The following is a 14150-nucleotide window of genomic DNA, read 5'->3' on the forward strand; positions in this document are numbered from 1 at the left end:
CGCCGCTGTGACCGACGACCTGCCGGTGGGTGCGGTGCGCTGTGAGGACGGGCTGATCCGTCCCGCCTGGGCCGCGCAGTCCGGTTTGATGCGCGACTACTACGACAACGAGTGGGGCATGCCGGTGTCCGGCGAGAACGCCCACTTCGAACGTCTTGCGCTGGAGGGGTTTCAGGCCGGACTGTCGTGGGCGACCATTCTGCGCAAACGTCCGGCGTTCCGGGAAGTCTTCGCCGACTTCGATGTCGACACCGTGGCCGGCTACGGGGAGGTCGACGTCGCCCGGCTGCTGACCGATGCCCGCATCATCCGGCACCGCGGCAAGATCGAGGCCACCATCGGCAACGCACGGGCTGCCCAGAACCTACGCGCCGAAGGCGGTTTGGTCGACTTCCTGTGGTCATACAAGCCGGCGACGACCCCACGCCCGCAGACCATGGCCGAGGTGCCGACCACATCGCCGGAGTCGGTTGCGATGTCCAAGGCATTGCGGGCAAAGGGTTTTCGATTCGTCGGTCCGACCACCATGTATGCGCTGATGGAGGCAGTCGGGATCGTCGACACCCATTTGATGACCTCGTTCCGGCGGGGGAGTTCCGGCATCTGGCCTGCGTGAGCGCCGTCGCACACCGATTCACTCGTGGACGACGATGACGACCTTGCCGAACGCCCGTTCTGCTGCGTAATACCGGTACGCATCGGCCGCCTCCGCAAGTTCGAATTGCGCAGCAATCGGCGGCTCGATGCAATGTTGGCTGATCGCATCAACGAGTTGCCGAGTATGACTGACCGACCCCAGGGCGATCGGCTGCAGCGCGACGTTTCTCCCGAAGGGCAGCAACGGATCGATCGATCCGGCGGCTTCGGTACTGACCAGGCTGAGCCGACCACCCACCCTGGTGGCCGAGATGGATTCGTCGACCGGGCCGTACGTATGAACAACCACGTCGGCACCATTCCCATTGGTCAAGGGACGGACGCGGTCCGCGAGTCCTGATGTTGCGGAAGATATGACGTGCGAAGCCCCCAATCGATGTAAGTCCGGTGCGCGGAGCGGGTCCGAAGACGTCACGATGACCTTCCAACCCCGAGCGGCGGCGAGTTGAACCACGAAGGTCGACACCGCGCCGCTCGTCGTTGTCAGCACCGTGGTGCCGGGTGCCCAAGGTTGCGGGGTGAGTAGCGCATGCCAGGCCGTGACGGCTGCGCACGGCAGTGTTGCGGCGGTGGTGTAGCTCATGCCGGTTGGAATCGGTACGACTGCGCATTGGTCCAGGACGACATATTCGGCGAGCATCCCGTCGAGGAAGCCACCCAACTGCGCGCTCACCGCCGGTGAGAACGGCCCGTCGGCCCACTGTGGAAATACCGCGCCCAGGACCCGGTCGCCGATCTTGGCCGCACTGACCTCATCGCCGACCGCGATGATCTCGCCGGCGCCGTCTGACACGGGGATGAGGGTGGGTTTCACGGGAAGCGGATAGTTTCCGTCCAACACCGAGAGTTCCCGTTTGTTGAGACTGACAGCGTGGACGCGGACGAGGACCTCGTGCGGTCCGGGTTCCGGAACCGGTAGTACCACCGGTCTGAGGCTGTCGAGGCCGCCGCCGAATTCGGCGAGCCACGCCTTCACCGATCCGCCTTGAGGTACCCGTGCGCGGCTACGATCTTGCCGTCCCGGACGGCGAAGATGTTCACGCCCCGTTGGATGAGGGTCCCTGACTGATCTACACAGCGCCACTGCTGGACCACCGACTCGCCCGCTTCGATGACTGCCTCCGGCTCGAACTGCATGCCGGTGTCCGCAATCAGCTTGCCCCACAAGGCGCGACAGGCGGCGCCACCTGTGACGACGTCTCCCTCAGGAGCCGGGCCCGTCGTGTGGATGACGCAGTCATCGTCGACAAGCGTCTCGATCGCACTCGGGTCGTGGTCGGTGAAGGCGCTGTTGAATCGCTCCACAACACGGGACGATCGAGGACTGGTGATCTCGGGAATGGTCATGAGGCAACCATCGGTTCATCAGGGCATGAACTCAATTCCCTACAAGGAATCACGTCGCGTGATCCACTTGACCGCGTGACCAGTACGACGACGGCTCTGGACTTCGGATCATCGCTTCGACGGTGGCGCAATGCTCGGCGGCTGAGCCAGCTCGACCTGGCGGTCAAGGCCGACACAACACAGCGGCACCTCAGCTTCCTCGAAAGCGGCCGCTCAGTTCCCGGACGCGACATCACCACCCGACTCGCACACGCCCTGCAACTCGGGCTGCGTGAACGCAATGCGCTTCTGGCGAAGGCAGGCTTCGCGCCCGAGTATTCCCTCACGCCACTCGACAGTCCTGCTCTCGAGCCGATTCTCGGCGTACTTCGCACCGTGCTCGACGGGTACCTGCCCTACCCTGCGGTCCTACTCCGCCATCCCGGCACCGCCGTCGCAAGCAACGACGCACTGCAACTGCTCACTGATGGAGCCGCATCACACCTGCTGGAGGAGCCCGCCAACCTCTTCCGTCTCGCGCTGCACCCAGATGGTCTGGCCCGCCGCATCCGCAATTTTGCCGACTGGGCACCTCATGTCGTGGAGGCATTCGAGCAACGCGCGCACGCTCATGACGATCCCGAACTCTGGCAGCTCGCCGCCGAACTGCGGTCGTACCTACCCCGGGGGTCCGGCTCAGACCGGCTCAGCGGCGCGATTGCGCCGCTGCTGCTCGACACGGACGAAGGCGTCGCCTCACTCGTCACAACTCGGATGACATTCGCCAACACCACGGACGTCACGCTCGACGAGATCGAACTCGAAGCCTTCCTGCCCACCGACAAGAAAACCGCTCTCATGCTGACGCGTCTGTACGGCGACACGGACCTGGAAAGAGGGAATGCGCTGTAGGCGCACCGGTTTCACCGCTCCGACCGGCTCATCGACGGGGACCAGTACTCATCGGCGATGCCCGTGCGTGTGCTCGCGAACAAGTTCGGCGAGGTTGGTCGGGTAGATCGTTTCGGCACTCGCTTCGATGTCGGCCGGGAACCACCAGCGGTGGGCGAGGATCGAACGACGCTCGAGATCGGTCCAGCCGGCCGACTGCGGCTCGAACGACCGGACATGCGCGGCGAAGTACACCTCCACCTGATGGATGGCCTCGCCGACGAAGACGATGTCGAACTCGCGGTGGAAGATCGGGCCAGAAATCTCCCCGACCAAGAGACCCGTTTCCTCCAGAACCTCCCGCCGGGCGGTCTGCTCGTCGGACTCATCACCCTCACGTCCGCCACCCGGCGTGAACCACCAGGGGTCGGCGGCGGCGTTACCAGGGTCGATACCGCGGAACAGGAGGGTTCGGCCTGCCTCGTCGATCAGGATCATCCTCGCGGCCTGTCGACGACGTCCAGTCGCTCCCATCGTCCACCCCTTCCGGCGTTCACCAGCCTGCCAGAACCGATGCGGGCGCACTGAGCTCAGCCCCAGGATCTCGCTGCGAACCACCCGCGGAAACCGACCGTGCAGGCAGGCACCGGCCACAGACGCCTCTCCGGAATACACCGCAGATGTTCATCTGCCGGCCTGCCGATGTCCGCGTTCGGGGTTTCTCAATGTGTTTCGCTAGTGTGTGTTGGTGACGGTTGTCAGCCCGGGCGTCCGCCCGACACAACCGCAGCAGCGCAGGGCCGATCGGAAGCGAGTGCGTTGATGGTGGCTCGAACGGCCGAATATCCCAGGCCGAATCACTGCATAGTGCACATCAGCGACACCCATCTGATCGACGGTGACGGCGATCTGTACGGCGGTGTGGACAGCAAATCGCGGTTACGCCAGATCTTGGTGGAACTCACCGGGTCCGGTGTCGAGATCGATGCGCTGGTCTTCACCGGTGACCTGACCGACAAAGGCGATCCGCGCGCCTATGAGACACTGCGCGGCATGGTCGAACCCGTCGCCGACCGGCTCGGCGCCGAGCTCATCTGGGCGATGGGCAATCACGACGATCGCGCCACCTTCCGGGTGAAGCTGCTCGACGCGGCACCGGACACCGGCACCATCGACAGCGTGCACGATATCGGCGGCCTACGGATCATCACCCTGGACTCGACCGTCCCCGGCCTGCATCACGGCGAGGTGACCGACGCTCAACTCCATTGGCTCACAAACCTGTTGGCGACACCTGCCGAACACGGCACCATTCTTGCGATGCACCACCCACCCGTGCCGTGTGTGCTCGACCTCGCTGTACTCGTAGAACTACGCGATCAGCACCGACTCGCAGATGTGTTGCAGGGCAGCGACGTCCGATCCATCATTGCCGGGCACCTGCACTATTCGACCACCGCGACCTTCGCCGGGATACCGGTCTCCGTGGCCGCCGCCACCTGCTACAACCAGGATCTCAACGTGCCGGCCGGGGCGATGCGCGGCCGCGACGGGGGGCAGGGTTACAACCTCATCCACGTCTATGACTCCACCGTGGTCCATTCGGCCGTACCCATCGGCACGTATGCGACTGTGGGCGAATATGTTTCACCCGATGAGACCGCGCGCCGCCTGGCCGCGGCCAATATCCGCATCGCCGAGAGCAGCCGGCGGAGCCCGGTCAGCCGGAACTAGTGTCGCGAGTCGAAAGTTTCTTGCTTGTATCCGGTGGAGCGATGGGTGGCTGGCAAGGCGGAGGAGGAAGGCATAGCGGAGCTATACCGACCGACGACAACGCTGCCAGGCGCCGATCGAACGACGAAGACTGCAAAAGAACTTTTGACTCGGGGCACTAGTCCGACGCCGCCTCTACCACTGTCTCCCACGGTGCGGCGATGGGGAAGTAGCGGTCGAGGAAGCCGATCACCGTCTGGGTGCGAAGTTCCAGATCGACCTCGGGGGTGCTGCCGTCGTTGAGACAGAAGAAGTCGACGGCCCGCCGTGGCAGCATCTTCTCCATGGCCTTGAGTCCCGCAACGGCGGTCGTGTCGATGTACTTGACCTTGGCGTCTTTCTGTACCACCGCGCGACCGGTCATGAGCGCGTAGTAGTGGTACAGCGAATTGGTCACCGAGATGTTGCTACTGGTGCGGAAAGCGCTGGCGGCGGTGGCGGCGAACTCCTCGGGAAATTCTTTTTCCATCTCCTGTAACACGCTCTTGCGCAACGGAGTTGCCGCATGTTCGAGGTGCCGCGTCGTCATCAGTCCGAATCGGTTCTGCAGCAGTCGGCGGTTGACCCTGGCGGCGTTCTCGAAACCACTGCGGTCGGCGTCGCTGTATCCGAGTCCGATCCGCGTGGTCGCCTCGATGAACATGCTCACCCCGCCCGAGGAGAAGAACGCCTGCGGTCCGACCGGACGTCCGAAGAACATGTCGTCGTTGGAGTACAGGAAATGCTCGGACAACCCCGGGATGTGGTGGAGCTGGCTCTCGACGGCCTGGGAGTTGTGCGTCGGCAGAACCGACGTGTCGACGAAGAACTCCTCGCTCGGAACGAAGGTCACCCGAGGATCGTCGGCAAGCCACGCCGGACGCGGGGAGTCGGTGGCGACGAAGATGCGGCGAATCCAGGGCGCGTACATGTGGATCGACCGCAACGCGTACTTCAGTTCGTCGATCTGCCGGTATCGCGCTGCCGACGCATCCCCTTCTCCGACAATGTAATTCTGCATTCGCTTGGCCCGCTGAGCCTGGAACTCGGCCGATGACCCGTCGACCCAGGAGAAGACGATGTCGATGTCGAAATTGACGTCGGAGGCATGCCCGGCGAACATGTTCTCGATGGTGGGCCAGGTCAGACCGTAGCGCTCGACGGTCCCGCGGACGGCTTCGTCCGTCGGGATGGTCCGCCGGGTCAGCGAGTTCTCGATCGGCAGGGTGATCTCGGTGTCGTCGAAAGACCACAGCTCTATCTGCACGGCCGTCGCAGCGCCGTAGTGCAGCCCACTCTTCGGTTCGACGCGCGGTCGATAGAGCCGGAAGATTCTTGCCTTCGGGGATAGCGACAGCTTCCCGTCGCCCACCAGTACTGCCTTACCCCGTTCTGCATCAACGGTTTTCGAGTAGAACGGTTCTCGTTCGCACGCTGCGACCATAGCTGCCTTGAAGGCGGCACGCTCCGGCCACGCGATCGCGATCACCGGTCGTTCGTCATTGCCGCGAACCAGGAGGTACGCGATCTCGGCTGCGTCAAGGACACCACGGATGAACAGCAGATCCTCGACCATCGCCTCTTGCGGAGTGGTCGACGAGATGGCGAGCGCGTACCGGCCTTCGAAGCCCACGACATTCGGCTGCTCCCGCAGGCGGGCCACCGACGCAGCCGACTCCCGGACGACTGACTCCGGGATCTCTGGCTCGGGAGGGACGAGGTAGATCTCATGGGGGGCTGGGGATGAAGTGATGTCATTCCTTCCGGGGACGGCATACGGCCGAGTGTTCCCCGGAATCTCAACAGTGTAGATCGTCTCCGGCCGCAGCCCGAATGCCGATCTCCATGCCCGATTGCGTGGACGGCCCACCAGGTCAGCGAACGTATCTGAGGAACAAAAAATCGTCATGTGCAAGGGCATGCGCGAGGGTGAGGCCCCGCGGCTCGACGAGTCGACTCGCCGGGCGCGCCCGAGCGGTGCTTTCTTGGAGCCCGGCGAACTTCGGTGCCACCGTCAAACACAATTCGTCGACCAGGTCTGCGACGACCAGTGCGTCCAGCAATGTCGGACCGCCCTCGCACAGAATGTGTTTCAGCCCACGGTCTTTCAGCGCCGCGACTGCCTCCGAAAGATCGACGGTCTCGTCGCCGACAGCGATGACGTCGGCGCCGCAATCCTGCGCCCTGGTGCGCGCACGGGTGGTCGTGACGATGATCGGTGGGGGAGTGGCACCTATCAATCGTGAGGTTTCGGGCAGGACGCCGGTATTGGTGACCACCGCGATCGGCGGTGCGGTCATCGCCCCGCGCTGTTCACGTGCCCGCTGGTAGGCGTCTTTCAGGACCACCGGCCCGTAGTTCTCTGCGCGCACGGTGCCGGCACCGACCAATACCACGTCGGCGAAGATTCTCATGGCCTTCAGCAGCGCTTGGTCGGTGGCACCCGAGATCTGACGCACCCGCCCGTCGAACGCCGCTTCCCCGTCGAGGCTCGTCACCATGTTCGCCCGGACGCCCACCGGCGGATCCCCGTACCAGTCGACGGCCAGCGCCATCGTGTCCACCTCACCGGAGGGCAACAACCGCACCGTTGAATCGCTCATGCGTCGTGTCCCGGCTCGAGGTCTCGGACATCGGAGAAACTCACCAGTTCCTGGGCAGCCGCGGGAGTTGTCGCACCGTCGAACGGTTCCACCAGCAGTCCTTCGTGGTCCCCGGCGTCGATTCTCCGGATGATTCGGCCCACGAACCACGCAGCGGCGTCATCGAGGATGGGCAAGCCACGCGGTCCTTCATGCCAATCGCATCGTTTGAACTTATCCACTTCGTCACCGGTCTCCGAACCGAACAGACGCGCAAGGTCGATGTCCTTACGGGCAAGGACGTGCACGGCGAGGTACTCCGCGTCCTGGACCACCCCAAAGGTGTGATTGCTCTTGGACACACCAACGAAAAACCGAGACGGACTGATGCTGGCCTGGCTCGCAAAGCCCACCAGACAGCCCGCCAACCGATCCGACGCGCGGGTCGTCACAACAAACATCGGATAATCCAACTGGCCCACCAGCTGCTCGAAAGCGGGTTCAGAGGAAGCCTGTTCACTCACCACTTGCTCATCCTTCGTCACACCAATCACAAACATTCTTGGACACGTTCCGCTTTCAGTGTCTCCAACGGAGTAGAACGCAAACCTCACGGACAGATTTCGCCTGCCGGCGGGGGGATACGGATTTTGCGTCTGCCATCGCGTGGAACGTTTGCCTACATTAGTCTCCACCCATGGCCGAGTGGGGGGAGGTCTGTGGGGATGATGCACGGACTGATGAGGAATTGCTTGCGGCTCACGTGGAGGGGGACTCCGATGCGTTCGGGATACTGATCACGCGGTTGCAGGGTCATTTGTGGGCGGTTGCGCGCCGGACCTCGCATTCGGACGAGGATGCGGCGGATGCTCTGCAAGACGCGCTACTCAAAGCGCACCGGATGGCCCACGGGTTCCGCGCCGATGCCAAGGTCAGCTCGTGGATGCACCGCATCGTGGTCAACGCATGCCTCGACCGGATTCGCCACAACAAGTCGCGCCTGACGGTGCCGCTACCGGAGTTCGACATCTCCGAGCTCGCCGATCCCCACGACCAGCACGGTGACGTCGACCTGTCGGTCTCGATCGGCCGGGCTCTCGACGCCCTGCCCGCGGATCAACGAGCAGCCATCGTGGCCGTCGACATCGAGGGATATTCGGTGGCCGAGGCGGCGGCGCTCCTGGGTGTGCCCACCGGGACGATCAAGAGTCGTTGTGCGCGGGGACGCGCCAAACTTGCTGTGACACTGGGGCACCTGCGGCAGACCGCCGACGAGACCAATTCATAGACTGTCCATGCGGGCCTCAAGGCCGGCAAAGATGACCTCGAGACCGAAGGTGAGTTCTTCGGTATAGAAGTCGCCGGGCGTGTTCGCCTCGTCTGTCACCGCCGCCACCAGGTGCGGATAGACCTCGGGGGCAGCAAGTTTCACGATCGATGCCTCAAAGGCACCGTCGTCGGCGGTGACGCCGTGCTCCGTGACCGCACCCAACTGGATGGACTGGCGGACATGATTGCGCACAAATCCGTCGACGAGCAGAAGGGACGACAATTTCTGTTGGCCCGACATCGATGTCTCTTCGAAGGCCTGGAGTCCACATTCGGTCCAGCTCAACAGATTTGGGGTGATCGGCGCGGTGTGCATGGGCGCCGTCACGATCCAGGGTCGGGATATCAGCACCGTTGCGATCTCGCGCGCCCACCTCTCGAGTCGGGTACGCCAGTCTCCGGTGGCGGTCAAGGCGGGATCGGCGCGGCCGTAGGCGACGTCGAGCATCACCTGCTGCAGTTCCTCCCGGGAATCGACATAGCGGTACAGCGACATCGTGGTGAGCCCGAGGGTCTCGGCGACCGCCTTCATCGAGACCGAGTCCCAGCCCCGCTCATCGGCAAGCGCCACCGCCGCGGCTCCGATGTCTCCGATGGACAGCGACGGCTTGGGACCCCGACGACCGAGGACCTCTTGTCCCCAGAGGAGCTGCATATGACGCGGCATCGGTCGATCGTCGGTGGTCATGAGGTGATCCTACTAACTGCTTGCCATCTACACAGTTAGCTGCCTACTATCCGTGTAATAGCTAAACAGTATCTTTCATACACAGTTTGGATACCGGATGCTCACCACCCGCTCACCATGGCTCGCTCTCACAGCCTTGTGCCTCCCGATGCTCATCGTCTCGATGGATGTATCGGTCCTGTTCTTCGCTGTACCGTTCATCTCCGCAGATCTCGATCCGTCGCCGGCTCAACAACTCTGGATCTTCGACATCTACGGATTCGTCCTGGCCGGCCTGCTCCTGACCATGGGCGCGGTTGCCGACCGGGTCGGACATCGCCGCCTGCTGCTCATCGGGGCAATCGGCTTCAGCATCGCCTCGCTGCTCGCGGCCTATGCGACCAGCGCCGAGATGCTCATCGGGGCCCGGGCGCTCCTTGCCGTCTCCGGCGCCACACTGATGCCGTCGACGCTGGCCCTGGTCCGGCACATCTTCATCGACGACACCCAGCGAGCGAAAGCCGTCGCCACCTGGACCGCCGTGATGACCGGGGGGGTTGCGGTCGGCCCGATCATCAGTGGTGTACTGCTGGAACACTTCTGGTGGGGATCAGTGTTCCTGATCAACATTCCTGTGATGGTGCTGCTGCTCGTGGTGGCCCCGGTCCTTCTCCCGGGTGACACCGGTGACCGGACGCGGCGGGTCGACATCATGAGCTCACTCCTGGCACTGGTCACCATCCTCCCGATCATCGAGGGCATCAAAACGCTCGCATCCGACGGTTGGGGTCCCGTGCGCGTCGCCTATCTGGTTGTGGGAGTTGCCGGCGGCCTGATGTTCGTGCGCCGTCAACAGCACCTGGCCGAGCCACTGGTCGACCTGACCCAATTTTCCGATCGGCGCTTCGCGACGACCATCTGGATCAACATGATCGCCATGTTCGGCATCCTCGGCAACGCCATCATCGTGACGCAGTATCTGCAGTCGGTCCTCGGTCAGTCACCGCTGGTCGCGGCGCTGTGGAGTCTGCTGCCCTCGGTCGCAATCGCCTTTGTCGCACCATTGACCGCGGTCCTGGCCACCCGGGTCGGTCGGCCGCCGGTGATGATCGGCGGGCTACTCGTGGCCGGTGGTGGCTTCGCAATACTGGCGACGTTCACAACAACCGACTCGTTGATAGCCGGCCTGATCGGAGCGACATTCCTGGCCGGTGGTCTGGTCGCCACCAGTGCCATGGTTTACGACTACGTGGTCGGGGTCGCGCCCGCGGAGCGTGCTGGTGCCGTGGCCGGGCTGCTCGAGACCACCACCGAACTCGGAGGTGCGCTGGGCATTGCGATCCTTGGCAGCGTCGTGAATATGGTGTACCGCAACACATTCGACTACTCGTACCCCGTGGACAACTCCGCGCGAGAGAGTCTGGGCGGTGCCCTCGCCGCAGTCCGGACATCATCTGCGGCAACCGGTGACGAGTTGGCGGCCGCAGCACGTACCGCGTTTGTGAACGGTCTGGTGGTTGCCTCGGTGGTCGGTGCGGTCGTTCTCGTACTCACCGCACTGGCCGCCATCCTCCTGCTCCGTCGACCCACCGACGCCGCGACTGCCCGGGCTGCGGTCTACTGAGGACATGGGTTTCACGCGCGCCGAACTCGAGTCGTATCGAGATGCGGTCATTCCCGACCTCGTCGGTCCGGGGTGCCGACTGCTGTTCGTCGGGATCAATCCGGGATTGTGGACAGCTGCGACCGGCGCGCATTTCGCACGTCCGGGCAACCGCTTCTATCCCGCGTTGGCCCGCGCCGGAATCGTCGATCGGGTGATCGACGCATCGAACGGATATCGCGAAGAAGACCGGGAACTGTTGTTGGACAGTGGTATCGGTATCACCAACCTGGTGCGTCGAGCAACGGCCCGCGCGGATGAGCTGACTCCCGAGGAACTCCAGACCGGTGGCGAACAGTTGGTGGACACTGTCCGGACAGTGTCCCCGAAGGTGATTGCAGTCGCCGGGATCACGGCATACCGCAGCGCATTCGGGGAGCGGAAGGCATCGTCAGGCCTTCAGGAACACACGATCGCGGGTGTCCCGGTGTGGGTGGTCCCCAACCCCAGCGGACTCAATGCCCATGCCACCATCGACTCACTTGCCGCCGACTACCGCGAGCCGGCCAGGGCCGCGGGAATCGTCCGATGACAACTGGTCCACCGAACTTCTGATTCAGAGGGAACCGACCGTGCCGCGACGACGTCCTAGCTGAGTATCGATATGACTGGCCATCGAGATGACGAGGGAAGCAGGGGTCCGCACGATGTTCGGTATCGGCAACCGAGTACACCCACACAGTGAGTTGCTCGACCCGCCCTACCCCATAGATGTGATCGCTGACCTGCACGCAGGGGTATACCCCGAAGACTTCGCGAAACTGCTGAAACCCCGGGTACTCGCCGATCCGGACGCCGGTGCCATCTGGGCGGCACTCGAGGCCACCACCGCCCAATTGGCCGAACTACCCGCCTCACCGATCCCGGTCCCGCCGTTCGCTCAGGAGCGGATCGATCAGACGCTCAGGACACTCGCAGAGGCCGACCGCGGCGGTGCACAGATCACCTGGCTCTCGCGCCATCGCGGCGCCGTCGCGTCGTCGCTCGCGGCAGCTGCCGCGGTGGTCGGGATCGCAGTCGCGGCCACCTTTGCCTTCACCGCCGATTCCCTCGACTCCGACCGGGCACCGGTGGCCACGGCACCCGACGCCACCGCCACCCTGACCCCCACCACGCCGGCGACAGCCACACTTCTCAGTGTCCTCGGCAGCAGCGAGAATGGGGGATTCGTGGACCGGGTAGCGCAGGATCGGTGTCTACTCGCCAATCAGATCCCACCGTCGACCCAAATATTGGGGTCCGGATCAATCGACAACGCCGGCAGTCGTGCCGTGGTGATCCTGCTGTCCACCGGCACGATGGGGACGTTCGACGCGCTGGTTGTCGGGACCGACTGCACCACGGGTAACCCGGCGACCATCAGCCGCACCACCATCGGCGACAAGTGAGGCGATCGCCACTGCAGCGACCAGACCGACCGGGGCAACAGCCAGATGTCCGGTGGCCACAGCCCACACCAGCGGCCCGACCGCCGCCACCAGGGCCGTGATCGCCCCGACCAGCAGACGATTGCCGCCTTGACCCCGCCCTCGCGCGATCGATCCGGGCACCAGGTGCATGAGTGCGGCCGCCAGTAGTACCGAGCCGATGAGGTCGCTGGGACGGTGCCAACCCCAGACCATCAGGTCCTGGGATACCAAGGTCAGCCACCCGACGCCGGCGATCGCCGCGACGGGCGCGATCGAACGTGGCGCGGCCCGGACGATCGCGGCCACACAACCCGCAGCGGCAGCGGCGTGCCCACTGGGGAAGGTGTTGGTCACCCATCCGAGCCCGTCGAACTCGGGGCGGGTCAGCAGATCATCGCGCAGAAACTGTGTGAGCACGATCCCGACAACCGGAAGAACAAGCAGCACAACAATACTCAGCCGACGACGGGCCATCAGACCCAATCCGATGATCGCCGCGGCCGAGACCACCCACAGCCTCAGGTCGGTGACCGAACCCAGACCGACAATGTGGGGGAGATCAGCGGTGGCGCCGGTCCCGCGTAGGGACAGGAAGGCCCGTTGATCGGCCCGCTGACCGACCGCGGTGTGTACTGCGACCAGATAGACGGCGACGATCGCGGCCGTCAGCGATACGACCCACAACACCGACGACAGCGACAGCTGTCCTCGGGATGCACGAAGTGGCGACGACCGATACATGCGCTCCATGGTGCCGCAAAACCCTGTGAGTCCTCTCAGGCACTGCGTCACGACCGTGTCCGGGAACAGAAGCCCTTAGGCTGATGTTTATAAAGCTGTCACCCAGTGAAAGAAAGTGGAGCATCGATGACCTCAGCAGGTACCGACACCGTCTACGACGTGATCATCATCGGATCAGGTCCGGCCGGCTACACGGCAGCCGTTTATGCAGCTCGCGCGGATCTCTCGCCCGTTGTATTCGAGGGCACACAGTTCGGCGGCGCGTTGATGACCACCACTGAGGTAGAGAACTTCCCGGGCTTCCAGAAGGGCATCCAGGGCCCCGAGTTGATGGAAGAAATGCGTGAGCAGGCGATCCGTTTCGGCGCTGACCTGCGCATGGAGGACGTCGACGCGGTCCGCCTGACCGGCGACATCAAGGAGATCGACGCCGGCGGCGAGACCTATCGCGCCAAAGCAGTCATCCTCGCCATGGGCGCAGCGGCCCGCTACCTCGACGTCCCCGGCGAGCAAGAACTGCTCGGACGTGGCGTTTCGGCCTGTGCGACCTGTGACGGCTTCTTCTTCCGCGACCAAGACATCGCCGTGATCGGCGGTGGCGATTCTGCGATGGAGGAGGCCACCTTCCTCACCAAGTTCGCACGCTCCGTCACCGTGATCCACCGTCGCGAAGAGTTCCGAGCGTCGAAGATCATGCTCGACCGGGCCCGCGCGAACGACAAGATCCGCTTTGTGACCAACACAACGATCGGGCGCGTTCTCGGCGAGACGTCGGTGGCCGGACTCGAGCTGGTCGACACCGTCACCGGTGAGACCTCGAAACTCGACGTGACCGGCATGTTCGTCGCCATCGGACACGACCCCCGCAGTGAACTGGTCAAGGGCCAGGTCGACCTCGATGCCGACGGTTATGTCCTGGTCGACGGTCGCACGACCTACACATCGCTGCCCGGAGTCTTTGCGTCCGGCGATCTGGTTGATCACACCTATCAGCAGGCCATCACCGCCGCCGGTTCCGGTTGCGCCGCGGCCATCGACGCCGAGCGCTGGCTCGCCGATCAGGCAGATTCGACCGAACCCGAAGTACCGGAAGCCGTCGGAGCAGTATCGGCCGCCGCCGGGGCCTGAACCAC

15 protein-coding genes are annotated in these 14150 nt (G+C 64.0%); 7 read left to right on the forward strand and 8 right to left on the reverse strand.

The window, feature by feature from the left end:
• Positions 1-7: 7 nt before the first annotated feature.
• The gene (locus AC1TQG_RS08640) at positions 8-616 is read left to right on the forward strand and encodes a DNA-3-methyladenine glycosylase I (RefSeq protein WP_482136515.1); all 609 of its coding nucleotides are present in this window, start codon (positions 8-10) and stop codon (positions 614-616) included.
• An 18-nt stretch (positions 617-634) separates the two neighbouring features.
• Here AC1TQG_RS08640 and AC1TQG_RS08645 read toward each other — a convergent pair whose 3' ends face one another.
• Positions 635-1633: a zinc-dependent alcohol dehydrogenase family protein gene (locus AC1TQG_RS08645; RefSeq protein WP_482136516.1), complete on the reverse strand. Its 999-nt coding sequence runs from the start codon at positions 1631-1633 to the stop codon at positions 635-637.
• A complete protein-coding gene (locus AC1TQG_RS08650) occupies positions 1630-2004 on the reverse strand; it encodes a nuclear transport factor 2 family protein (protein WP_482136517.1) in 375 nt (124 codons plus the stop codon). The genes AC1TQG_RS08645 and AC1TQG_RS08650 overlap by 4 nt, the downstream gene beginning before the upstream one ends.
• Positions 2005-2079: 75 nt before the next feature.
• Between AC1TQG_RS08650 and AC1TQG_RS08655 the strand changes: the two genes are divergently transcribed.
• Complete coding sequence (locus tag AC1TQG_RS08655; RefSeq protein ID WP_482136518.1) at positions 2080-2895, forward strand: helix-turn-helix domain-containing protein; 816 nt, start codon at positions 2080-2082, stop codon at positions 2893-2895.
• A 48-nt stretch (positions 2896-2943) separates the two neighbouring features.
• Here AC1TQG_RS08655 and AC1TQG_RS08660 read toward each other — a convergent pair whose 3' ends face one another.
• Positions 2944-3408, reverse strand: coding sequence for an NUDIX hydrolase (locus AC1TQG_RS08660; protein ID WP_482136519.1), 465 nt, complete (start codon positions 3406-3408; stop codon positions 2944-2946).
• A gap of 288 nt (positions 3409-3696) precedes the next feature.
• On the opposite strand from AC1TQG_RS08660, the gene AC1TQG_RS08665 reads away from it, so the two are divergent.
• The gene (locus tag AC1TQG_RS08665; RefSeq protein ID WP_482136520.1) at positions 3697-4608 is read left to right on the forward strand and encodes a phosphodiesterase; all 912 of its coding nucleotides are present in this window, start codon (positions 3697-3699) and stop codon (positions 4606-4608) included.
• 157 nt (positions 4609-4765) lie between these two features.
• Here the strand turns inward: AC1TQG_RS08665 and AC1TQG_RS08670 are convergent, their stop codons facing one another.
• The 3 genes from AC1TQG_RS08670 to AC1TQG_RS08680 all read right to left on the reverse strand — a co-directional run bounded on the left by AC1TQG_RS08670 (position 4766) and on the right by AC1TQG_RS08680 (position 7732).
• Complete coding sequence (locus AC1TQG_RS08670; RefSeq protein ID WP_482137294.1) at positions 4766-6259, reverse strand: stealth family protein; 1494 nt, start codon at positions 6257-6259, stop codon at positions 4766-4768.
• 241 nt (positions 6260-6500) lie between these two features.
• Positions 6501-7229, reverse strand: coding sequence for a pyrimidine reductase family protein (locus AC1TQG_RS08675; protein WP_482136521.1), 729 nt, complete (start codon positions 7227-7229; stop codon positions 6501-6503).
• Entirely contained in the window at positions 7226-7732 is a 507-nt protein-coding gene (locus AC1TQG_RS08680; RefSeq protein ID WP_482136522.1) for a flavin reductase family protein, read from the reverse strand. Before AC1TQG_RS08680 ends, AC1TQG_RS08675 begins: the two co-directional genes overlap by 4 nt.
• A 173-nt stretch (positions 7733-7905) precedes the next feature.
• Between AC1TQG_RS08680 and sigM the strand changes: the two genes are divergently transcribed.
• Positions 7906-8496: an RNA polymerase sigma factor SigM gene (sigM, locus tag AC1TQG_RS08685; RefSeq protein ID WP_482136523.1), complete on the forward strand. Its 591-nt coding sequence runs from the start codon at positions 7906-7908 to the stop codon at positions 8494-8496.
• On the opposite strand, the gene AC1TQG_RS08690 is transcribed toward sigM, so the two are convergent.
• On the reverse strand, positions 8491-9225 hold the full coding sequence (locus AC1TQG_RS08690; protein WP_482136524.1) for a TetR/AcrR family transcriptional regulator: 735 nt from the start codon (positions 9223-9225) through the stop codon (positions 8491-8493). The genes sigM and AC1TQG_RS08690 overlap by 6 nt on opposite strands.
• Positions 9226-9322: 97 nt before the next feature.
• Between AC1TQG_RS08690 and AC1TQG_RS08695 the strand changes: the two genes are divergently transcribed.
• The gene (locus tag AC1TQG_RS08695) at positions 9323-10828 is read left to right on the forward strand and encodes an MFS transporter (protein ID WP_482136525.1); all 1506 of its coding nucleotides are present in this window, start codon (positions 9323-9325) and stop codon (positions 10826-10828) included.
• 4 nt (positions 10829-10832) lie between these two features.
• Positions 10833-11399 (forward strand): mismatch-specific DNA-glycosylase, encoded by a 567-nt coding sequence (locus tag AC1TQG_RS08700; protein WP_482136526.1) that lies wholly within the window; start codon positions 10833-10835, stop codon positions 11397-11399.
• A gap of 712 nt (positions 11400-12111) precedes the next feature.
• Here AC1TQG_RS08700 and AC1TQG_RS08705 read toward each other — a convergent pair.
• Positions 12112-13017: a phosphatase PAP2 family protein gene (locus AC1TQG_RS08705; RefSeq protein ID WP_482136527.1), complete on the reverse strand. Its 906-nt coding sequence runs from the start codon at positions 13015-13017 to the stop codon at positions 12112-12114.
• A gap of 126 nt (positions 13018-13143) precedes the next feature.
• Here AC1TQG_RS08705 and trxB point away from each other — a divergent pair, with 126 nt between their 5' ends.
• A complete protein-coding gene (gene trxB, locus AC1TQG_RS08710) occupies positions 13144-14145 on the forward strand; it encodes a thioredoxin-disulfide reductase (RefSeq protein WP_482136528.1) in 1002 nt (333 codons plus the stop codon).
• Positions 14146-14150: the final 5 nt, after the last annotated feature.

Source organism: Williamsia sp. Y844, from assembly GCF_056786475.1.